General features: G+C 56.5%; 17 protein-coding genes and 1 pseudogene. 5 read left to right on the top strand and 13 right to left on the bottom strand.

Going from position 1 to position 22,503, the window contains the following annotated elements; all coding sequences use genetic code 11:
• Positions 1–19: 19 nt before the first annotated feature.
• Positions 20–547, bottom strand: coding sequence for a GNAT family N-acetyltransferase (locus tag AS136_RS11665; protein ID WP_008807143.1), 528 nt, complete (start codon positions 545–547; stop codon positions 20–22).
• Between the two features lie 68 nt (positions 548–615).
• Positions 616–1,989, bottom strand: coding sequence for a UDP-N-acetylmuramate:L-alanyl-gamma-D-glutamyl-meso-diaminopimelate ligase (gene mpl, locus AS136_RS11670; RefSeq protein WP_023296931.1), 1,374 nt, complete (start codon positions 1,987–1,989; stop codon positions 616–618).
• Positions 1,990–2,165: 176 nt separating this feature from the next.
• Here mpl and fbp point away from each other — a divergent pair, with 176 nt between their 5' ends.
• Positions 2,166–3,164, top strand: a complete 999-nt coding sequence (gene fbp, locus AS136_RS11675) for a class 1 fructose-bisphosphatase (RefSeq protein WP_023323522.1) — start codon at positions 2,166–2,168, stop codon at positions 3,162–3,164.
• A gap of 42 nt (positions 3,165–3,206) precedes the next feature.
• On the opposite strand, the gene yjfF is transcribed toward fbp, so the two are convergent.
• The 4 genes from yjfF to ytfQ form a co-directional block, all read right to left on the bottom strand.
• A complete protein-coding gene (gene yjfF, locus AS136_RS11680) occupies positions 3,207–4,205 on the bottom strand; it encodes a galactofuranose ABC transporter, permease protein YjfF (RefSeq protein WP_063266790.1) in 999 nt (332 codons plus the stop codon).
• Entirely contained in the window at positions 4,192–5,217 is a 1,026-nt protein-coding gene (gene ytfT / locus AS136_RS11685) for a galactofuranose ABC transporter, ATP-binding protein YtfT (protein ID WP_023323521.1), read from the bottom strand. The genes yjfF and ytfT overlap by 14 nt, the downstream gene beginning before the upstream one ends.
• Before the next feature lie 10 nt (positions 5,218–5,227).
• A complete protein-coding gene (gene ytfR, locus AS136_RS11690) occupies positions 5,228–6,730 on the bottom strand; it encodes a galactofuranose ABC transporter, ATP-binding protein YtfR (protein WP_008807146.1) in 1,503 nt (500 codons plus the stop codon).
• A gap of 123 nt (positions 6,731–6,853) precedes the next feature.
• Positions 6,854–7,810: a galactofuranose ABC transporter, galactofuranose-binding protein YtfQ gene (gene ytfQ, locus AS136_RS11695; RefSeq protein ID WP_008807147.1), complete on the bottom strand. Its 957-nt coding sequence runs from the start codon at positions 7,808–7,810 to the stop codon at positions 6,854–6,856.
• A 403-nt stretch (positions 7,811–8,213) separates the two neighbouring features.
• On the opposite strand from ytfQ, the gene ppa reads away from it, so the two are divergent.
• Complete coding sequence (ppa, locus tag AS136_RS11700) at positions 8,214–8,744, top strand: inorganic diphosphatase (RefSeq protein WP_002886766.1); 531 nt, start codon at positions 8,214–8,216, stop codon at positions 8,742–8,744.
• Between the two features lie 74 nt (positions 8,745–8,818).
• Positions 8,819–10,006: a hypothetical protein gene (locus tag AS136_RS11705; RefSeq protein ID WP_063266791.1), complete on the top strand. Its 1,188-nt coding sequence runs from the start codon at positions 8,819–8,821 to the stop codon at positions 10,004–10,006.
• A gap of 143 nt (positions 10,007–10,149) precedes the next feature.
• On the opposite strand, the gene AS136_RS11710 is transcribed toward AS136_RS11705, so the two are convergent.
• Genes AS136_RS11710 through tamA form a run of 3 tightly spaced genes read right to left on the bottom strand, consistent with a single transcriptional unit; the run spans position 10,150 to position 16,003 of the window.
• Positions 10,150–10,494 (bottom strand): gamma-glutamylcyclotransferase family protein, encoded by a 345-nt coding sequence (locus AS136_RS11710; protein WP_008807149.1) that lies wholly within the window; start codon positions 10,492–10,494, stop codon positions 10,150–10,152.
• A gap of 2 nt (positions 10,495–10,496) precedes the next feature.
• Positions 10,497–14,273, bottom strand: a complete 3,777-nt coding sequence (tamB, locus tag AS136_RS11715) for an autotransporter assembly complex protein TamB (RefSeq protein ID WP_008807150.1) — start codon at positions 14,271–14,273, stop codon at positions 10,497–10,499.
• Positions 14,270–16,003, bottom strand: coding sequence for an autotransporter assembly complex protein TamA (tamA, locus tag AS136_RS11720; RefSeq protein ID WP_008807151.1), 1,734 nt, complete (start codon positions 16,001–16,003; stop codon positions 14,270–14,272). Before tamA ends, tamB begins: the two co-directional genes overlap by 4 nt.
• A gap of 208 nt (positions 16,004–16,211) precedes the next feature.
• Here tamA and msrA point away from each other — a divergent pair, with 208 nt between their 5' ends.
• Entirely contained in the window at positions 16,212–16,847 is a 636-nt protein-coding gene (gene msrA / locus AS136_RS11725) for a peptide-methionine (S)-S-oxide reductase MsrA (RefSeq protein WP_008807152.1), read from the top strand.
• A gap of 30 nt (positions 16,848–16,877) precedes the next feature.
• Here the strand turns inward: msrA and AS136_RS11730 are convergent, their stop codons facing one another.
• The 3 genes and pseudogenes from AS136_RS11730 to AS136_RS11740 form a co-directional block, all read right to left on the bottom strand.
• Positions 16,878–17,549, bottom strand: coding sequence for a hypothetical protein (locus AS136_RS11730; protein WP_008807153.1), 672 nt, complete (start codon positions 17,547–17,549; stop codon positions 16,878–16,880).
• Between the two features lie 99 nt (positions 17,550–17,648).
• Positions 17,649–18,937: pseudogene (locus tag AS136_RS11735) on the bottom strand (Nramp family divalent metal transporter).
• Positions 18,938–19,066: 129 nt separating this feature from the next.
• The gene (locus AS136_RS11740) at positions 19,067–19,999 is read right to left on the bottom strand and encodes a dihydrodipicolinate synthase family protein (RefSeq protein WP_008807155.1); all 933 of its coding nucleotides are present in this window, start codon (positions 19,997–19,999) and stop codon (positions 19,067–19,069) included.
• Positions 20,000–20,290: 291 nt separating this feature from the next.
• Between AS136_RS11740 and AS136_RS11745 the strand changes: the two genes are divergently transcribed.
• Complete coding sequence (locus AS136_RS11745) at positions 20,291–21,313, top strand: LacI family DNA-binding transcriptional regulator (RefSeq protein WP_022065389.1); 1,023 nt, start codon at positions 20,291–20,293, stop codon at positions 21,311–21,313.
• Positions 21,314–21,417: 104 nt separating this feature from the next.
• On the opposite strand, the gene AS136_RS11750 is transcribed toward AS136_RS11745, so the two are convergent.
• Positions 21,418–22,170 (bottom strand): oligogalacturonate-specific porin KdgM family protein, encoded by a 753-nt coding sequence (locus AS136_RS11750; RefSeq protein ID WP_023323518.1) that lies wholly within the window; start codon positions 22,168–22,170, stop codon positions 21,418–21,420.
• Between the last annotated feature and the right edge of the window lie 333 nt (positions 22,171–22,503).

Below are 22,503 nucleotides of genomic sequence, written 5' to 3' on the forward strand. Positions count from 1 at the left end.
GGCGACGCCCCGTTCCGGACTACTCCCGCCCCATCACCTCGCGCCCGAGATCCCGGGCAAACTGCTGGTACTGTCGCTCATCGATCGGCTGCGGGTAGCTCAGCACCAGCAACTCATGATCCGCGATGCCCTGATGATAGCTCGGGTGATGATGCGCCCACGCATTGGCATGAAATCCCATCGACTGATAAAAGCGCAGCCGTTTATGAGCGATTGCCGTGGTTAGCGGATCGATTTCCAGAATGGTCAGCGGCGCGCGCGTCAGGATCTGCGCCAGCAGCTGTTTACCATAGCCGCGGGAGCGCAGCGTATCGTCGATCGCCAGATGTTCGATATAACCGTAGCCGGCAAACTGCCAGCAGCCGCTGAGGCCGATAAATACGCCCTCATCGAACCACGCTTCCAGCGCGTAGCGCGGGTGGCTCAGCGCCTGAAGTTTGGCGTCGCTTTCGCGCTGCTCGTGCCACGGAAAGGCGCGCGCGTAGAGCGCGTCCAGCGTGGCGAAATGGGGCGAGTCGGTAGAACGTAATCTTTCGCAGGTCAGCATGGCACAATCCCTGGTAGCGAAAACAAAACTGCCCTCACACGGAGGGCAGTGATCGGAGGCGTTCGCGCTTATTCTGCCGCGGCCGCTTTTTGCGCCAGCTTATCCAGCAGCTTCTGATGAATGCCACCGAAGCCGCCGTTGCTCATCACCAGGATATGGTCGCCCGGGTGGGCGGTTTTGACCACCATCTCCGCCAGGGTATCGACGTCGGCGCTCCAGTGGGCCGGCTGGACGCAGGCTTCCGCCACTTCCGCCACCTGCCACGGAATATGCTGCGGCTGCAGGAGGAACACTTCATCAGCGCGACCGAGAGACGGCGCCAGATCGTCTTTGCAGACGCCCATTTTCATGGTGTTAGAGCGCGGCTCCAGCACGGCGAGAATGCGCGCGGTGCCGCCCACTTTGCCGCGCAGCGCCTGCAGCGTGGCGAGGATTGCCGTCGGATGATGGGCGAAATCGTCATACACGGTAACGCCGTTGGCTTCGCCGCGCAGCTCCAGGCGACGGCGGGCGTTGATAAAGCTGCCCAGCGCGTTCGCGGCATCCGCCGGCAGCACGCCGACGTGACGCGCCGCGGCAATCGCCATCAGGCCGTTATGCATATTATGCTCGCCGACCAGCGCCCACTTCACTTCACCAACCTTTTCGCCGTCGAGCAGCACTTCCCACTGCGAGGCGTCGGCGTTCAGCTTCTTCGCCTGCCAGTGGCCCTGCTCGCCCACCAGCTCCTGCTCGCTCCAGCAGCCCATCGCCATCACCTGCTTCAGGTTGATGTCGTTCTCCGGCAGGATGATTTTGCCTTTGCCCGGCACGATACGCACCAGATGGTGGAACTGTTTCTGAATCGCCTTCAGGTCGTCAAAGATGTCCGCGTGGTCGAACTCAAGGTTGTTGAGGATCAGCGTCCGCGGGCAGTAGTGAACAAACTTGGAGCGCTTGTCGAAGAAGGCGCAGTCATATTCGTCGGCTTCAATCACAAAGAACGGGCTGTCGCCCAGGCGTGCGGAAACATCAAAGTTCCCCGGTACGCCACCGATCACGAAGCCCGGTTTATAGCCGCAGGCTTCGAGGATCCAGGTTGCCATCCCGGCAGTGGTGGTTTTGCCGTGGGTCCCGGCGACGGCCAGCACCCAGCGATCGCGCAGCACGAAGTCGTGCAGCCACTGCGGGCCGGACATATACGGAATATTGTTTTCCAGCACCGCTTCAACGCACGGGTTGCCGCGAGTCATGGCATTACCGATGATCACCAGATCCGGCCGGGGATCCAGCTGGCTGGGGTCATAACCCTGAATTAAATCAATCCCCTGGTTTTCCAGCAGGGTGCTCATCGGCGGATAGACGTTAGCATCCGACCCTGTTACCTCATGACCGAGGGAGCGCGCCAGCATGGCCAGGCCCCCCATAAACGTGCCACAGATTCCTAAAATATGAATGCGCATTCGTCATTTCCTTCTCTTATCCGGGGCACATTTTACCCATATCCCGGGCCCTGGCGAAATGCATTTTCAGGCGAATCTGTATTTTGCTGGCGCGATTCACCAGTGCGCACTTTTTTGATTCTTTGTTAAGATTGTTGCGTTCGTTTTACTCAACATAAAAATGCAGGGAACGAGTTATGAAAACGTTAGGTGAGTTTATTGTTGAAAAGCAGCACGAGTTCTCCCACGCCACCGGTGAGCTGACTGCTTTGTTGTCAGCAATAAAGTTGGGCGCCAAGATCATCCACCGCGATATCAACAAGGCCGGTCTGGTCGATATCCTGGGTGCCAGCGGTGCTGAAAACGTTCAGGGCGAGGTTCAGCAAAAACTCGATCTGTTCGCTAATGAAAAATTAAAAGCCGCACTGCGAGCACGCGATATTGTTGCCGGGATCGCCTCCGAAGAAGAAGATGAAATTGTCGTCTTCGAAGGGTGTGAACACGCCAAATACGTGGTGCTGATGGACCCTCTGGATGGCTCCTCTAACATCGACGTTAACGTCTCTGTCGGTACGATCTTCTCTATCTACCGCCGCGTCACGCCTGTCGGCACGCCGGTGACAGAAGAAGACTTCCTGCAGCCGGGTAACAGGCAGGTGGCCGCGGGCTATGTGGTATACGGCTCTTCGACGATGCTGGTATATACCACCGGCTGCGGCGTCCACGCCTTCACCTACGACCCGTCCCTCGGCGTCTTCTGTCTATGTCAGGAGCGCATGCGCTTCCCGGAGAAGGGCAATACCTACTCCATCAACGAAGGCAACTACATCAAATTCCCGCAGGGCGTGAAGAAGTACATTAAGTACTGCCAGGAAGAGGACAAAGCGACTCAGCGTCCTTATACCTCACGCTATATCGGCTCGCTGGTGGCGGACTTCCACCGTAACCTGCTGAAGGGCGGCATCTATCTCTATCCGAGCACCGCCAGCCACCCGGACGGTAAGCTGCGCCTGCTGTATGAATGCAACCCGATGGCCTTCCTCGCCGAACAGGCGGGCGGTAAGGCCAGCGACGGTAAAGAGCGTATTCTGGATATTATTCCGGAAAGCCTGCACCAGCGCCGCTCGTTCTTCGTCGGTAACAACCACATGGTAGAAGACGTCGAGAACTTCATTAAAGAGTTCCCGGACGCCTGATCCCTGCCCTCCCTTCCCGCCTTGCGGGAAGGGAGTTCCCTGTTAGCGACTCCCCGCTCCGCTCACCCGCGTCACCGCCGCATTCTGCCGATTTTCCCACAGCACGGTCAGCCCACGCTGCAGCGCGATAAAGATAAACAGCAAAATACCGATAGCGATTTTCGTCCACCATGAGCTGAGGGTGCCGTCGAAGTTGATGTAGGTCTGAATTAACCCCTGAATCGCCACCCCGAACAGCGTTCCCAGCACGGTGCCAACACCGCCGCTGAGCAGCGTGCCGCCGATCACCACCGAGGCAATGGCGTCCAGCTCCACGCCGACGCCCGCCAACGCATAGCCTGCCTGGGTATAAATGGAAAAGACGATCCCGGCCAGCGTCGCCAGCCCGGTGGAAAGCATATAGATACGGATCGTGGCGCTGCGAGTCGAAATCCCCATTAAATTCGCCGACGTGGCGTTGCCGCCGATGGCATACACCTGGTTGCCAAAGCGAGTGCGATGGGCGACAAAAATACCGGCCACCACCACCAGCAGCATCAGTAGCCCCATGGCGCTGAGACGACCGCCGCCGGGGATGGTCCATGCCAGCCCAGACAAGGTGTCGTAGACCGGATGGTTAATCGGAATCGACTCCTCCGACACCATATAGCTGACGCCGCGCAGAAAGAACATGCCGGCGAGCGTGATGATAAAAGCCGGGATCTTTAGCGCGTCGATAAGCAGCCCCATAAACGCACCGAAGGCACAGCCCATCACCAGCACCAGTGGAAACGCCACCAGCGGTGATATTCCCCAAAAGCCAATCGCTTTGGCGAGGAAGACGCCGGTAAAGGCGATCACCGACCCCACCGACAGATCGATCCCACCGGAGAGGATCACAAAGGTCATGCCGACGGCGATGATCCCAAGGAAGGCATTATCCGTCAGGATATTGCAGATCACCCGCGTTGAGGCAAAGCCGGGGAATTGCGTCAGGCAGTAGAGGTAGCCCAGCACAAACACCGCAAGGGTGATCATCAACGGTAAATTACGTTTTATCATGGCCGCGTACCCCTTTCAGTAAACCGATAAAGCGCGGCGACTGGACAATCAGTACGCACAGCACCACCACCGCTTTCACCACCTGGTTGAGCTCCGGCGGGAAGCCAGAGAGCAAAATCCCGGTATTCATCCCCTGGATAATCAGCGCCCCCACCACCGACAGCAGCAGGTTGAAGCGCCCACCCATCAGGGAGGCGCCGCCGATGACCACCGCCAGAATGGCGTCCAGTTCGAGCCACAACCCGGCGTTATTAGCATCCGCACCGCGTATATCCGCCGCCACGATGATCCCGGCAATCGCTGCGCAAACGCCGCTCAGCACATAGGCCAGCATCACCACAATACGAGTATTCACGCCGGCGTTTTTCGCCGCGCGAATGTTGATCCCCACCGCTTCGATAAACATACCCAGCGCCGTTTTACGGGTAAACAGCCAGAACAGCAGCAGCGTGGCGGCGGCGATGATCACCGGCGTCGGAAACAGCAGAAACGATCCGCTGCCGAGCCATGCCAGGGCCGGGGAATCAAAGGTGACGATCTGCCCCGAGGTGATTAACTGCGCCACCCCGCGTCCGGCCACCATCAGGATCAGCGTCGCCACGAAAGGTTGGATCTTAAGGATCGCCACGAGGATACCGTTCCACAGCCCGGCCAGCGCACCGGCCCCCAGCGAGGCCAGCACCACCACCGGCAGGCTGTGCCCGGCGACGGTCATCGAGGCGGCCGTCGCGCCGGCAATCGCCATCACCGCCCCCACCGACAGATCGATACCGCCGGTGGCGATCACCAGCGTCATGCCAATGGCCAGCAGCGCCACCGGCGCGGCGCGGTTAAGAATATCGATCGGGCTGCCAAACAGGCGGCCATCCTGGAGCACCACCTGATAAAAATGGGGCGCGACCAGGCTGTCGACCAGCAGCACCAGCAGCAAGGCAATGATCTGCGGGGTGCCCTTCGGCCAGCTGAAGCGTCGCTTCTCCGGGCCGGTTTGCGAAAGAGATCGAGGCATCATGAGTTACTCCTTATGCCGCAATAGCGTTCATGATCGCCGGTACAGAGAGCTCGGCGAGCGGGATCTCCGCCACCTGTCGGCGATCGCGCATGATAATGACCCGATCGGCGTAACCCACCAGCTCCTCCAGTTCAGAGGAGATAACCAGCAGCGCCAGACCATCGGCGCAGAGGGTTTCAATCAGGCGAATAATTTCCGCATGGGCGCCGACGTCGATGCCGCGGGTCGGCTCATCGAGGATCAGGAACTGCGGTTTGGTCAGCAACCAGCGGGAGAGCAGTACCTTCTGCTGGTTGCCGCCGGAGAGAAACTCGATCGGCTGCTCCGCGCTCGGGGTACGGATCCCCAGCTGGCGAATAAAGCGCTCGGCGATCTCGTTCTGTTCACGCCGGGGGATCGGCCGCAGCCAGCCGCGCTGCGCCTGCAGGGCAAGGACGATATTTTCCCGCACCGAAGCGGCGGCGATAATGCCGTCGGTTTTGCGATCTTCAGGACAGAAGCCGATCCCGAGGCAGGAAGCCTGATGCGGGGAGCGCAGGGTCTGCGGTTTGCCTTTGATCCACGCCTTCCCGCTGTCCGCCGTTTTAATACCGAAGATCACCTCGGCGGTTTCCGTGCGTCCGGAACCCAGCAGGCCGGCGAGGCCCACAATTTCGCCCGGACGGACCTGCAGGTCGAACGGGGCGATGGTGCCTTTTTTACCGTAGCCTTCAAACGCCGCCACCGGCTTATCGCTCAGCAGGGTACGGCCCGCCCGCTGCAGGGCATTGTGGTCCAGTTCGCGACCCAGCATCATTTTCACCAGCTCAATCTGCGGTAGCTCGCGGGTCTCGCGGCAGCCGACGAAACTGCCGTTGCGCAGCACGGTGATGCGATCGCTGACCGCATAGACCTGGTCGAGAAAATGGGTGACGAAGATTAGGCTGACGCCGTTATCCCTGAGCTGGCGCATCAGGGTGAACAGCATCTCCACCTCCTGGGTATCGAGGCTGGCGGTGGGCTCGTCGAGGATCAGCACTTTGGCCGACAGGTCGATGGCCCGACAGATAGCGACGATCTGCTGCATCGCCACCGAAAAGCGGTTCAGCGGTTCGCGCACGTCGAGAGAAAAGCCGTAGGAGGCCATCAGCGCCGTCGCCCGCGCCTCCATCTCTTTGCGTCGCAGCAGGCCAAACCGCCGCGGCTCACGGCCGATGAACAGGTTATCCGCCACCGACATATTGGGTAGCAGGTTCACTTCCTGGTAGACGGTGCCAATCCCCAGCTGCTGGGCATGGGCGGTATTTTTGGGCGAAATAGCCTGGCCTTCCAGCCAGATGGTGCCGCGATCGGCATGGTAAACGCCGGTAAGCGCTTTGATCAGCGTCGATTTTCCGGCGCCGTTTTCGCCCAACAGGGCCATGATTTCGCCGCGCCGCAGGCTAAAGTTGACGTTATCCAGCGCCTTAACGCCGGGGAAGAATTTACTGAGTCCTTCGGTGCGAAGGATCTCCTGGTGTGCCTCGGCGCTCATAATCGATGTCACCTTTAAATGATGTCAGGTTACCCCGGGTCGCGCTGGGCTTCCCGGGGTTACTGGAACGCTGCTTTTTACCCTCTCCCACTGGGGAGAGGGATGGAATGAGGGGCTCCCCACTCAGTAACCCATATTTTTCTTCTTCTCTAACTCTTCTTTCGCCGTATCCGGCAGATACAGCGTCGATTTGGTAATGGTCAGCTTCTCAGGCAGGGTGCCGTCTTTTTTGTATTTCTCCAGCGCATCAAACGCCGGGCCGGCCATATTTGGCGTCAGTTCGACGCTGGCGTTGGCTTCACCAGCGATCATGGCTTTATAGATATCCGGCACGCCGTCGATGGAGCCCGTGAGGATATCTTTGCCCGGCTTCAGACCCGCCTCTTTAATGGCCTGGATGGCGCCGATTACCATGTCATCGTTATGGGCGAAGACCATGCAGATGTTTTTGCCGTTATTCTCAGCTTTGATAAAGCTCTCCATCACCTCTTTCCCTTTGCTGCGGGTGAAGTCGCCGGACTGAGAGCGGATAATTTTGATATTCGACGCTTTGGCAATCGCGTCGGCGAACCCTTTCTTACGATCGATGGCCACGCTGGCCCCAACGGTGCCCTGCAGTTCAACGACGTTACACGGCTTACCGTCGACGGTTTTCACCAGCCAGTCGCCAATCAGTTGGCCTTCCAGCACGTTGTTGGCGGTCACGGTGGTCATGTAGAGATCTTTATCTTTAACATCAATGGAACGGTCGAGAAGGAAGACCGGGATCTTGGCCTCTTTCGCCTCTTTCAGCACCGGTTCCCAGCCGGTGGCCACCACCGGTGCAATGAAGATCGCGTCGACCCCTTGAGCGATAAAGGAACGCACTGCTTTGATCTGGTTTTCCTGTTTTTGCTGACCATCAGCGATCTTCAGGGTGATACCGCGCTTGGCGGCCTCCTCTTTCGCGACGCTGGTTTCCGCCGCACGCCAGCCGGATTCAGAACCGACCTGCGAAAAACCTACGGTTAGCGGGGCAGCTATCGCCATAGACGACATAGCTGCGGAAACTGCTGTGACAAGAAGTAAGCGCTTCCACATAAGGGTATCCTCGTAGGGTTATTGTTGGTTAAAGTCTCACCTGCGGACAAACTATAGACAATCGGTGATGTAACTGAATGCGTTACATCACACTTCAAAAAAGTAAATGAGATGTTAATGATGGCCCCGCTGCCCAGCGGAGAGCCGATAAGGCTTCGCAGGGAGCGCGGCTGTTGCGGTTTATGACGTTTTTTTAAGCAGTTTGATAAATCAATCACATGCAATGAAAACGGTTACATAAATTTATTCATGATGTGGCTATGTTTATGGATTTTCATGTCATTATTACGCGAAAAATTCGGAGCACTCCGCGGCGATATCGGGAAAAAGAAGCGAAGACTTTCGATGTGAGTTGGCTATAATACCGAGCACTTGTTTGCCATACATTTTAAAGGAAACAGACATGAGCTTACTCAACGTACCTGCGGGCAAAGATCTGCCGGAAGACATCTACGTCGTGATCGAAATCCCGGCGAACGCAGATCCTATCAAATATGAAGTCGACAAAGAGAGCGGTGCACTGTTCGTTGACCGTTTCATGTCCACAGCAATGTTCTATCCGTGCAACTACGGTTACATCAACCACACCCTGTCCCTGGACGGTGACCCGGTTGACGTGCTGGTCCCGACGCCGTACCCGCTGCAGCCGGGCTCCGTGATCCGCTGCCGTCCGGTTGGCGTTCTGAAGATGACCGACGAATCCGGTGAAGATGCGAAACTGGTTGCCGTACCGCACACCAAGCTGAGCAAAGAATACGATCACATCAACGATGTGAACGATCTGCCGGAACTGCTGAAAGCCCAGATCACTCATTTCTTTGAGCACTACAAAGATCTGGAAAAAGGCAAGTGGGTTAAAGTCGACGGTTGGGACAACGCGGAAGCGGCGAAAGCTGAAATCGTTGCCTCTTTCGAGCGCGCAAAGCAGAAGTAATTCTGTCTCAGGCAGGGTCATCCCCTGCCTGATTGCGGCACGGATAGCCGCGATAACACCATGGAGGGTGTCCCGTGAAAAGCGTTCGCTATTTCACTCTGAACTATACCGGTTTCACCACCGCCGCCTGTGAAAAACAGGGATATCTGCGCCTTATCGCCGGCGAGCATGTCTTTTATACCGATAAACGCTATTTTAAAGACCCCGCGCTTTTTGACCGCCTGACGATCAATCAGCCTCTGCACCTTGGCGTCCGCCGTCTGGACAACGGCTGTTACTGGATCCACTGGCTCAGCGATGGCGAAACGCTCCTTGAACCCAGTCAACGGGTAACGCGCTGGGCCCGTCCGCTGCTGATTATCAGCCTGCTGACGCTCATCTTCGCTCTTATCCCGCTCGTGATGAGCACCTCAGAATGGGGAAGGTTCGGCTGCGGCATTATCGCGATACTGGCCTTCATCGGACTGTTAACAGGGCTCTATGAGCGACTGTTCCACCCGGTGCTAAAACGGCACCCCGCCATGCGCGATCTGCTGGCGAAGATGGCAATGGCCCGCCGCCGCGACTTTTCCTTTTGCCAGCCACTACCCGCAACGGCGCGGGCCGTCCGCCAGTCGGCAATGCCTTTTACGCAAGCCCTGCCGGAACGCTATGCCGTCCGGACGGGAAAAATTAGCAATATCGTTTTTAAGAAGTGGTTCGCGGGGAACCCAACGCGGGAATACCATGGCGTTGGGATACAATGCGACACGGCGCCGCTGGCCTTCTGGTGGCAGGCAGGCTGCGCCAATTTCGCGCTGCATCCCGTTCTCTATCGTCGTCAGCCACCGTTTATCGCCATTGGCGATCGCCTCGTCGCCGTGTACGAGCGCGACAGCCGTGCGATCCACGCGCTATACAATGCCAGCGACGGCGCGGCTTATATAAAAAACCATCCACTCTATCCAGGTCGCCGACAACTGGCGCTGCTCTATTACCTGTTTTACGGCCTCGCGCTGGTGATGTATCTGCTATTTCTCGCTGTTGAACTCATCAGTGCCCTTCAGTCAGGCCGGAGCGTCTGGTGGCAGGTTCAGGATTCACTGGACATGCTGTCCCTATTATTACTCAGTTTCGGCGGGATCCTGGCGGTACTGGAGCTGATTGGCCCAACGGCCTGGTTATTATCACACCGGGTAGCTGACTGGCTGAAGATGCGCTCGGCGATGCGGCGCTACCTGCAGGGAGTGGCCCGCCATACCGCGCTCGAGGAGATCATGTAATGTTCAGTACTCCAACACGACGATTATTCTTTCTCGTGCTGACGACGCTGGCTTCCGCGATGTGGCTGGCGAAGGATCGTCTGCCACTCTGGTAAGGCATGGAGCAGAAAAAACAACGCCACCCGAAGGTGGCGCTGTCGTGGTTAGTACTGGTCGCGATCCAACCAGTTGCCGTTCGCTATCAACGTGCATCCCTCAACGGAACGTTGATACACATACATCCATGCGCTGCCGTAAGGCGTCTGAATGAGGTGGCGCGCATACTCGCCCCCCTTCGTGCGTAGCGCATCCAGTTCGGCCAGCGTCGATGCATCAATACGATAAACTTCACCATGTACTGTGCCTTCGCCGGGCACCGCGCCTGGATAGTGGCCCAGGCTGTACAGCTGATAATCGTTGACACTATGAGCGCCCAGCCACTGGGCGTTGGTCATCCAGTGGCTGTTGCCTTGTTTGCGTCGTAAACTGCCGTAAACAAATATTCGCATTGCTAAAACTCAAACTGATAGAGCAAATCGAGCGCCTGGTCAATGCCAGACACCGCTTCCACATATAGCCTAGGCATCAGGCGATAACGTAAAGTCAGCGTCGCCAGGGAGTCGAAAATACCGACCCCATATTTTACCTGCAGACCCGGCAGTACATAGCCGCTGACCACCACCTGGGAAGAGTCGCCTACCCCTTCGGTGTCCAACGCCAAATTGCTTACGCCAAACGTCTCGCCGATTTTACCCACAACCTGACCACTTTGTGCAACCCCCATTCCAATAAGCATTGAGGTCATCGCGGCGCTATCGCTCTGTCCGCTGCTCAAACCCTGGCCGCGCAGCAGATAAGATAGCGCTTCCTGCTGGGACATCACCGGGTCAGAGAAGATCTCCGCTTTCGGCTGATCGGCGGAGCCGGTGACGCGAACGCCGGCGATCACATCGTCTTCGGTAGCATCCGGGTTACGAATCGCTTCGATATTCAGCAGCGGCTGATCCGGCGGACCGGAGAACAGCAGCTCCCCTTTGCGAACAATCAGATCCTGACCATAGGCGTGGAAGCGGCCGTCCGGAATATTGATCTGCCCGTTGAGGCCCAAGCCTTGCTTGTCCTGCGCCACTTTCAAATCACCGGTCAGACGCGCTTTCAGACCAAAGGCTTCCAGACGCACGTTGTTGCCGACGTGAATCGTCAGGTTGCTGTTGATCGGGATACCGGCGCTCTGCTGATTAATCGGCTTGAGGTTTTTATCCAGCATCACTTCATCAGAGGAGACGCCAACCGCGCTCTCTGGCACCTCGTTGACCACGATCCGCGCCCAGGGCACATCCACCTTGCCATCAAGGCTGAACAGGCTCGGCGTGGCGGTAAACACCACGTCCGGCGACACATCGAGACGCACCATCGGCGGCACCGTGATCCGCACCCGGCTGCCCTTCGCTGCAATCTGCGCCCGCCAGTTATCGATCTGCGTCCAGTCGGCGTTGCCGCTGAGAGCAATTTGCCCCTGGCGGGTGTTCACCGTCCCCTGCAGGGTCGAGCGCGTGCCGTTGAAGTTCATCGCCAGCTGGCTCGGCTGCATATCAAACGGCATGAAGTTGCCATCGATATCCACCCCGCTGAGCTGCATCTGGCCGAACAGCTGCGGGCTTTTCACGTTGCCGCCCAGACGCAGACGGGCGTTGAGCCTCCCCTCGGCTTTTTCGCCGCGAGCGAAAATCGGGTTGATCATCGCCAGCGAGAAGTTGCTGATATTGACGTTGCCGCCGAGATTACGCCGCCCCTGCGGGTCGGTGACCTGCACCTGCCCATCCAGTTGACCATTGTTGGTCAGGCGGATAAGCCAGCCCAGCTCGGCGCGATTGTTATGCAGGTCGGCGCTGAGGTTCAGCGTATCGAATGCCACCGGCAGCGGCGCGTCGTTGACCACCTGGGTCACCTTGACGTTGCGCCCGCTGAGGGTCACTTTGCCCTGCGGCAGCCCCTCTTTGGTGGTGTCCCAGCTCACATCGGCATTACCGGTAAACACGCCGCTGGCCTGGGTCGCCTCCGGCATAAACGGCTTAAGCATCGCCAGATCGAAGCGGTTGAGGTTCACTCGCGCCCGCCCGCTGGCGCCCGCGTCGATGGTCTGCGGGACGCAAAGCTCGGCGTTCGGGTTGGTCCAGCAGTGTGGCCCAATGCTGATTTTCTGCTCCTGGTTGCGGTAGTCCAGCGCAATGCTGCGCGTCAGCGCTACCGGCCCTACCGGCGTCTGGAAGCGGGTATCGCTCAGCGAGCCTCTCCAGCGTTCGGCCTGACGATCGAAGCTGCCTGCCAGCGTCAGCTGGCCGGAAACCGGATCGCCCTGCACGCGCAGCCGCAGCTCATGCTGCTTCTCAGTACCTTTGGCATTGAGCTGCACCAAACTGATATTGACCCCCGGCTGGCTAATGCGATCTACCCGCACGTCCAGGTTACCGCCAATCTGATCGGTGGATTTCACGTCCCCTTTGACGTTGACCTGGGCGATCGTCAGTTCCTGCCAGCGCAGCGCCCGGGCGGTGATGTCGGCCAGAAGCTGCGGCGCATCGACAGTGCCGCGCACTTTCACCAGCCCCTTCGCCGTTCCGCCAAGCCCCGGCAATGCATTATCCAGATGCGGGGCATCGATAGTGGCGTCGAGGTTAAGATCCTTCACCCCAAGCTCACCTTTGATATCGGCGCTGTTCGGGCCTAACGCCAGGTGCAGGCCCGGGATTTTCCACTGCAGATAGCTGTTACCCTGCAGCGAGCCCGAAACATCCACTTTGTTCTGCTTCACGTTGCCGGTAATTTTCAGCTCCGGCACCGACATCTGCCAGCTGCCGCCGTACAGGCTGCCCTGGGTCTTGATCATGCCGTTGAGCTTCGACGGCCAGTCCGGCACCTCTTTGGCGGTGTTGATCCCATCGAGGGTCAGCTCGCCGCGCCAGCTGATCGCCTGCTGCCAGTCGAGCAGCGCCTTCAGCTCGGTTTTCCCTTCCAGGGCGTTGACCGTCAGCTTGTCGAGATTAATCTGCCGCTCATTGCCTTTGGCGTTGAGGGTGATTTTCGCCGGCGGCAGCGACTGACCTTTCACCGCCGTGGAGAAGGCCAGCGCGTAGTCGGTCATTTTGCCGCTGAACTTCAGCTGGACATCATCGGCCTGGAACTGCTTCTCGCCGCTGAATGGCCAGGCGAGCTGCTTACTCTTCAGCTCCATATTGAGCGGCAGCCCGGCCTCCGCCAGCTGCGCATCCGCGCGCAGCGTGGCCGCGACTGGCCCGCTTAAGTCCACCCCGACCTTAAGCGTTTTACGCACTTCACCGCCCACCTTCAGCTGCACCTTCTCCCCTTTCATCGGGTCAACGTTCAGCGTTCCGGCGAGGGTAATGTCCACCGGCCAGTTATCCTGCAATTGCGCGTGGCCCGAGGCGCTGACCTTGCCCTGATCGGAGTCGATATCGAGGGCGTCGAGCTTCATCTGACCGTCGATACTGCTGACTTTCAGCAGCAGGTTATACACGGTGATGTCGGTATCGCCGGTCAGGCGTAGTTGTTCCCCGCGGAACGCCTGAATATTGAGGTTCAGCGGCAGATGGACATCGGTCATTGCCGGCAGCACCGGCTGCGAGAAGAGGTCGGTCATCGTCTCGCCGAGCGGTTTTTCCTGCGGCTTCGGGTTGTCGATTTTCGGCTCGACCACCTGCTCCTGCGCCACTTTCGCCACCTTCGGCAGGGCGATTAGCAGCCCCTGCAGCGAGGTCGGCGTCAGGGTCAGGTTTTTCTCCTGCCAGTTCAGGCCGGTGGAAAAATCGCGCACGGACACTGCAGTATCGTCGATTTTGACGTTGACGTTATGCAGTGCGACGCGGCTGAGGGTGATCGGATAAGGGGTGGAGAGATTCAGCGGCCCGCTGTCTTCTTCCTCGACCGGCGCGGCGGGCGGCATCTTCTTCGTATCGACGGCAACGTAAATATCGCGCAGCGCGATGTCGTTTACGCACAGGCTGCTGTCCCACAGGCAGCGCAACCTGACGCTGAGGTGAAACTGACCGGCGGTGACCGCCACCCCGGGCTGCTCGTAGCGGACATTATCGAGGGTTAAATCACGCCAGCCACCGGTGACTTTGCCGATATCCAGCCCCGGTACCCAGCGATCCGCCGCTTTGAACACCAGATGCAAGCCGGTGGTCGTCCCCACCAGGAACCCGACGGTGCCCAGCAGGAGCACCAACACGATTAAGACGCCGAGGCTTATTTTCTTCCATAAACTCATAATTCAGGCCCCAGACCGATGTAAAACTGTAAACCATGCTCTTCTTTGTCGCCGATCGGCCGGGCGATATCCAGCTTGATCGGCCCCACCGGCGACTGCCAGCGCACGCCCACCCCGGCGCCGGTTTTGAAATCGCTCTCGCGAATATCGCTGACCGCTTCGCCGCTATCGACAAACACGGCGCCCCACCATTTACCACTGACGTTGTACTGATACTCCAGCGAGCCGGTCGCCAGCTTCGAGGCCCCGATCAGCTTGCCGTCATCGTCCTTCGGCGAGATAGATTTGTATTTATAGCCGCGAATACTGCGGTCGCCCCCGGCGAAAAAGCGCAGATCCGGCGGCACCTTGTCAAAGTTGTCCGCTTCGATCCAGCCAAGGTTGCCGCGCACCACAAAGCGGTGGCGGTCATAGAGGGTACGGATCCAGACGTCCTGGGCCTGCATCACGATGAAGTTGATGTCCGAGCCCCACATGGTGTTGGAGTAGTCCACGGAGTAGCGCTGTGAATCGCCCCAGGTGGGCATCAGACCGCCGCGAGAGCGAGTGCGGTTCACCGAGACCCCAGGGTAAATCAGCATGGTGGTGTTGGTGACGTTCGCCTGGGTAAAGTGGTCCAGGCTCCAGCGCAGGTTGATCGCCCGCTGCCAGCCGCTCGACATCTCCCAGAAACGCGATACCCCAAGCGTGGTGGAGTCGGCCTGGGTGTCATTAAGATCGGTGCGCTTAAAGCCGCCCTGCATCAGATAGTACTGCTCGAGCGGGCTCTTCAGCAGCGGGACTTTATAGGTAAAGTCGAACTGCTGCTCCGGAGCGGAGAGGCTGACGCTGGAGGTCAGGCTGTGGCCATACGAGTTCATCCACGGTTTTTTCCACGTGGCTTTCACGCGCGGCCCGACATCGGTTGAAAAACCAACCCCGGTTTCCACGGTGTTCTCTTTGCGTGGCGAAACAACGCCCTGCAGAGGCAGCACCTTGGTTTTCCGTGATTTAGCGAAATCAGGCGCCACCACGACTGAACTGAACCAGCCGGTCGCCGCCAGGCGGCGGTTTAGCTCGGCCAGATCCTGCGAGGTGTAGTAGTCGCCCTCTTTAAACGGCACGAGGTTTTGCAGGTATTCATCGCGAATTTGCGATCCGGAGAAGGTGACGTGACCAAAGCGATAGCGCTCGCCGCTGTCATAATCGATATCCCAGAACGCCTGGTGGCGGTCAAGGGAGACCCCGAGCTGGCTTTTGTTGAACTCGCTGTCAAAGTAGCCTTTGCGCAGGGCGACGCGGGTCAACGAGCTCTTGAAACCGTCATAATCGCCATGGTTCAGCACCGTCCCGATGGCCGGACGCGTTTTTAGCAGCGCCAGATAGTCGCTATCGGTACGGGCGCCGCCGCGCAGAATGACCTCGGTTCCACCAATGCGCACCGGTTCACCCGGGGTCACTTTGGCGATCAGCACCTGACGCCCCCTTTTCGGCGGCGGACGTAAATCAAATTCAATCGTCGGCTCGTAATAACCCAGCGCTTTCAGACCTTCGCGAATGGCGTCATCGACGCGCGCGCGAAAGCGACGATCCGGCGTGACCTCATCACTCTGGATGGTGGAAAGCTGGGCGCGAACGTTTCTCTCCAGCTCCCCGGATAATCCCTCAACCTGCAAACGCACATTCGCTGCGCTGGCGACCCCGCTGACCAGCAAAAGGCTGGTGATACATAACTGGCGGATTTTTAGCACATTTTCTCCTGAATCTCCCTGTTTCCCCCTACAGGAAACACTGGCGCCGCTCCACGGCTTAACAAAACCCTAACAACCAGGGTTGAAAAAGTGGCAATAACCCAAATAATTCTTATGTATTAATCTAGACGTATTACGCGTGTTTATTGTGTTAAAAGACACGCTTCGTTACAACCTTAACGACGATTTCTGTATTGAGAGGCCAACCGTGAGTCTATTTGATAAAACGCATCTTGTCGCCCAGGCGGATGCGCTGCCTGGACGCAATACCCCCATGCCAGTGGCGACGCTCCACGCAGTTAACGGCCACTCGATGACCAACGTCCCGGCGGGGATGGAAGTGGCGCTGTTCGCCATGGGCTGCTTCTGGGGAGTGGAGCGCCTGTTCTGGCAATTGCCGGGGGTTTACAGCACCGCCGCAGGCTATACCGGCGGCTATACGCCAAATCCGACCTATCGCGAAGTGTGCAGCGGCCAGACCGGTCACGCGGAAGCAGTGCGCGTGGTTTACGATCCGCAGGTGATTAGCTATGAGCAGTTATTACAGGTGTTCTGGGAAAATCACGATCCGGCGCAGGGCATGCGACAGGGCAACGACCACGGTACCCAGTACCGTTCGGCGATTTACCCGCTGACGCCGGAACAAACGGCAGCGGCAAAGGCCAGCCTCGCCCGCTTCCAGGCGGCGATGAACGACGCGCACGATACTCGTCACATCACTACCGAGATCGCTACCGCCAAACCCTTCTACTATGCCGAAGACGATCATCAGCAGTATCTGTATAAAAACCCGCACGGCTATTGCGGCATCGGCGGCATCGGCGTGTGCCTGCCGCCTCAGTAACAACCCGATTGCGCTATCGGGGAGTGGTGGTTAATCAGAAAAGACCGGGCCCGCAGGGAAGTGGGCCAGAAATGCCGTCACGGTTAACCATTCACGCAATGACGGAAACGTCATCTCTTTCTCTGCCAATGCCCGATCGAAAGCGATTAGCGAATCGATGCCTGCCGTTCCGAACACGCCCCCGGCCCATAGTATTCTTTGCGCCTGGTCCCGCGCCCAGCCACTCTCGCTACGCCAGGCAAGGATATGCAGCAGAGCCTGTAATAAAGAGGCGACGTGGGTGCGCTGCTCTTTCACCAGCCGGCGGTAAACAGGCAGAGCAACACTTCTTATAATGTCGATACTCTCCCATACCGCCTCGTCTTTCAGCAGCCTCCCGGCCTCTTCGCACAGACGATTATGGGTAATAACCTCTTTTTTCTCGATGGTCTTCCCGGCAGCAATCACCATCCCACCCAGCAAATAGAGCGACTCTGGCAATAATGGCAAAACAACCCGCCGTTCTCTGGCAAGCTGTTGTCCGGCATAAAGGCAGTTAACCACTGTTTTTTGGACGTTGTATGGCTCGCTGTGGCTATCGAGGAGGTGTAACTCAGGTACCAGGTGATTCACTAAATCCACCGCCCGGACAGAGTGAAGAATAATGCTGCTCTGTTCGGAGGTCTGTATTCTCTGCACATCCAGTAAAACAGTCTCTTCCATTTTATTTTCCCTCTGTTATACGTACTTGCACAACGCCCATGCCGGGACGCATCTGATTCCAGCCTTCGCTTAATCGCGCAGCATCAGTCATACCCCACCTCAAAACAGGGTTGAAAGAGAGGACATAAACTTAGGTAAGGTATTTATCAGCGCAACGAGAGTGAGCAACAAACAAAAGAGATAGCTGATCGCCATGCATATTTGTAATAACCGTGGCGCCTTGTATCCTTTATTAATATCCTTTCGCCACAGCAGCAGGCAAATAAACAAGCCGGCGACCGGCGTGGATACCGCCGTTGCCACATTCGCTAAGTAAATTAACTGCACCGGCGAACCGCCAAAGCTAAAGCAGATTAACCCCGCCACCACCAGCACCACCATGGATCCCCACTGGACCGCTTTACTCTCCAGCGCGGTAGATTTATTGAAGCCGGAATTGAGCAGCACAACCCCACGCTGAGTATTCCCCAGTAGAGATGAGAAACCCGCCCCCAATAGGGCGACACCCATAATGTATTTTGCCGCCCGTCCCATACTGGGCGTTAACAAATCGGCCAGCTGCGTCGGCGTATTGATTGATATCCCTTGCGGAAAAAGGACGATGGCCCCCACCAGAATAATCGCCCCGCTGATCAGCAGCACACCGATAATATGGGCGACGGTATCCGCCACCATCACGCCATTAAAGAGGTCATCTTTTTTCCATTTTTTCTCTTTGCCAAGGTAAGTGCCGTAGATCCCGGTCGTCAGGGAGGCATTGGTACTGATAAAGCCCAGGGCGGTGACTAAACTCCCCGCAGGAAACATCCAATGCGTTAACCCTTCGCCACTGGCTTTCCAGTCTGGTCCCCCCGTCCCTACCAGGGTAATATAAAAAGCGATAATCATTGCCACAATACAAATAGTGATCCCTTTTTCGACTTTGGAATAAACGCCTTTAGAGAAATAGCAATAGATCATCACCGCAATCATAATTAACGCACCGAGTTTCCAGTCAATGCCGAAAACCAGGTTCATGCCGGCCCCGGTACCCGAGATATTCCCCATGGTAAAAAAAAGACAGGCTAAAAAAGTAGCCCCCCCACAAACCCCGAGGCGACTTTACCGTAATAGTGACGTATCGCCTCGATTGACGGCATTCCGGTGAGCATCGAGATACGATAGGTCGTCAACATAAACGTGATCCCCATAAAGGCAATGGGGATCAGCAGCCATAACAAAGAGTAGCCATAGTCCGCCCCTAACATCGACGCGGTGGTGATAGCGCCGGGACCGACAACGACCCCGGTAAGAACAATACCCGGACCAATACGGCGAATTAATTGAGAGAAGGGAAGTTTTTCTATTTGTGCGGGTACAGTGGAAGATGTTTTTTCTAAATTATTCATGACAGCCTCATTATATTATCTTTACAGAATATTATATGGCCAACCTTATATATTGAATAAAACCGGATAGTCCCTGGTAAAACCAACCCGTATTCATGAAGAATACGGGTTTAACATACAAATAATGAATTAAATAACCGCTTTTTTAATACCTGCTTCACGGATAGCCGCTTTGATCTCTTCTTCCGCGCCGGGTTCCAGCGGTAACAACGGTGAACGAACGGTCGCGTGTTCCAGGATGCCACGTTCAACCAGAGCATGTTTCAGCGCGACCGTGCCTTCCATATGCGAGCCACGGTGATAAACGGCCTTGGTAACCGGCAGCAGACGGTCGTGAACCGCTTTGGCCTTCACATAATCCTGCGCTTTTCCGGCCTCCAGCAGTTCCAGCAGGAGTTCAGGGGCAATATTGCCATATCCCACCAGGAAACCATCAATATCGAAGGCGGTATGCAGCAGGTATTCATCATGACAGCTGAGGATCTGTAAATCAGGGCGTTCGCGGCGAATCACCGGAATTTCCGTATCCCAGCGGCGCATATTCCGCACGCCATTTTTCATCGCAAAGACTCCCGGTTGCGCGGAGATATCCAGCATCGTTTCGAGGTTATAGGTGGCTTTCGTGACATCCGGATACTGAAACAGAATAAGCGGCAGGCCGCTCTCTTCGTATACCACGCGATAACGATCCTGCGGCGCCCCTTTTTGGTAGCCAAAACGCAGCCAGCCATGGGAGGGATACAGCAGGCCAGCAGAGGCGCCAGCGTCGACGGCACGCTGTGCTTCCAGCGCCGCCACTTCCGTCCCTTCGCCGGTAATACCGGCGATAACCGGCACGCGGCCTTCGGTCGAGTCCACAAAACTACGGATAACATCGGCCTGCTCCTGCTGAGTCAGGAAGGTACCTTCCCCGGCATGTCCCAGCACCACCAGACCTTTCACGCCTTTCACGCTGCCAAGCCAGGAACCTAAGCGTTTGATCGCTTGATGATCGATGCGTCCATCGCGGGTAAAAGGGGTAACGGGGGCTGGAACAATACCACGCAAATCAAGTGCTTTCATGTTAACTCCTTACACATTTCAACAATAAAGATGATAAAATCCCCTTCTTGAAATCGATTGCAGGAACGATTGCAAGTGAATTGGAATGTCTTCCCTTTACTCCGCAAGATCAAGGGTACTCTGCGAATAAATGCAATTCGAATCACAAAAAAGAGCGGCTTAAATGTTTATCAATCTGCATTACGTGATCTATTTCCCACATTATTGCCTGTTACCGCTCACGCCAATTCAGTTGCGTGGGCGAAATAACTACGAATACAATCTCAGCTGAATTTAAACAGGGAATCGGTCATGGGAAATCAGTCATCTTCAGAGCAAAATGGAAGAACGATCACGATGCAGGATGTGGCACGCGCTGCAGGCGTGAGTGTTTCAACTGTTTCACGCGTGCTGGATGAACGTCTCCCCCCGTCCCGCAGCCCTTCCGCTGAAAAAATACGCGAAGCGGCGAAGCTGCTGGGTTATCGACGTGACTACGTGGCGTCAAGTCTGCGCCGGGGCGATACCGGCACGATAGGCGTTCTGGTGCCCAGATTGACTGATACCGTGACGGCGATGTTCTATGAAGCCGTCTCTCAGGCCGCTGCGCGCCATGGGTATTTCACGGTAGTGGCCACCTGTGGCAACGATCCAGAAACGGAAGAGCGCGCCACGCAATCTCTGTTAGACCGCCGGGTGGACGGCCTGATCCTTTCCACCTGCCGCCTGGGCGATCGCCTGCCCCAGCAGCTACGGGAAAAACAGATCAACCATGTTCTGGCGCTACGCACCGACGGCATTAGTCCATCGGCCATTGGTGATGACGAACTGGGGGGTTATCTGGCGACCCGCCATTTACTGGATTTAGGGCACCGGGAAATCGGCATCATTGCCGGGCCGAATTTTTCATCGAGCACCTTAAACCGGCAAAAGGGTTTCCTGCGGGCCATGCAGGAAGCGCAGGCCGAGGTGAATCCCCAGTGGTGGCGAGATTCCGATTTTACCATTGTGGCCGGTGAAAACGCCGGTTATGAAATACTGAATAGTCCTGCGCGCCCCAGCGCCATTTTCGCCGTCAATGATGACCTGGCGATCGGCGTGATGGCGGCGGCACATCGACTCGGACTGGAGATAGGCCGAGACGTTTCGCTGGTGGGTTATAACGACATTCCTTTGGTCAGCCGTCTGCCGATCCCCTTAACCTCGGTAAAAACGCCGCTTGATCAGCTTGCCAGCCATGCTGTCGAGTTACTGTTAAGCAACCATGTGGAAAATCCTCAGCGCTATTCTCTACCCACGCTGATCCCGCGCGCTTCCACGCGGCCTTATCGCTAAGCGGCGAAGGTTCCCGGCCCAAAGGGTGTGACAGGGCCGGGGCAGTATTTAATATTATGCCAGCTAATGTTATCAGATATTGATTCTTGCTCGTCAGGGGGAGGTTATAGCGTAAACGTCATGCCAATACGATACCGTGATTCTGAGATTTTATTTTGGCCGTCATGGTAGCCCTGTTTCCCGAGATAATCATATTCGATATAGGGACTAAACCAGTCATTCCATTTATAGCGTAGCGTTAGCGCATTTTCTGTCGCCGAAGACTTATCATTTTTATACTTATAGTCGTCATTGACGTGGCGATAGACCGTGCCTTGATATAAGGCGCTCCATTGTGCATTAAATTTATAGGCAACATATAAATCCAGACGATTGACGCTATCCCGATGCGACTCACCGGCACTATTGACCGTTTCATAAGTGTTGTAGTCATAGCGATAACGCAGCCCAAAGGTAAGGTCGGGCGTGGCTTTATAATTAACGCGCAGATAAGGCCGTAGCTGAGTGCCTTTGCTGCTCCAGTGATAGATGCCGCCAGGCTGCAAGGCCCATTTATCGGCGAATGGCCAGCTATAGTTAGCCTCTATTTCATTATAATCGACCGTGCTGTCGCCAAAGGAGTGGGAACCATCAGCTCTGTCGGTACCCTGGTTGCCCTGATGGTTATTTTTGTTGTTTTTGTTATCCATCTCCATACTCGCCCACCAGCCTGTTTCCCATCCCTGACTGACCTTATAGCGGGACTCGTAAGAGTGGCTTCCCGCCCGATATCCTCCCCTGACATCAAAGGTCAGCGCGTGACCGGCTGCAGGAATGCCAAGAACGCAACACATAATAAAAGCGGTTTTTGTATGCATATTTTATCCCTAAAATTAATCAACTTGAAATGAAACGGAAAAGAATATGACGGTATCTATATATTATCTAAACCAATGTGAAATCGTTTGCGGTATCGTTTTCAATTACAGATATATTTCTATTACTAAATACGAATGGTCAAGACGGTAAAAATACCGATGCTATTCTCATCACAAATTTTCATCCGCTATTATCATGGCAGATGAATTTCTGTGATCGACTCCGCTCCCTTTATTAGCGGATCATCGACTTCCCTTTCACCTGCAGATGAGTCGCTCTTGTTGCGGGAATTATCCTGCGACGCACCTGTCATCATAAGTACGCGTTTACGC

The sequence above is a fragment of the Klebsiella sp. D5A genome, from assembly GCF_001620885.1.
Lineage (GTDB): Bacteria > Pseudomonadota > Gammaproteobacteria > Enterobacterales > Enterobacteriaceae > Klebsiella > Klebsiella variicola.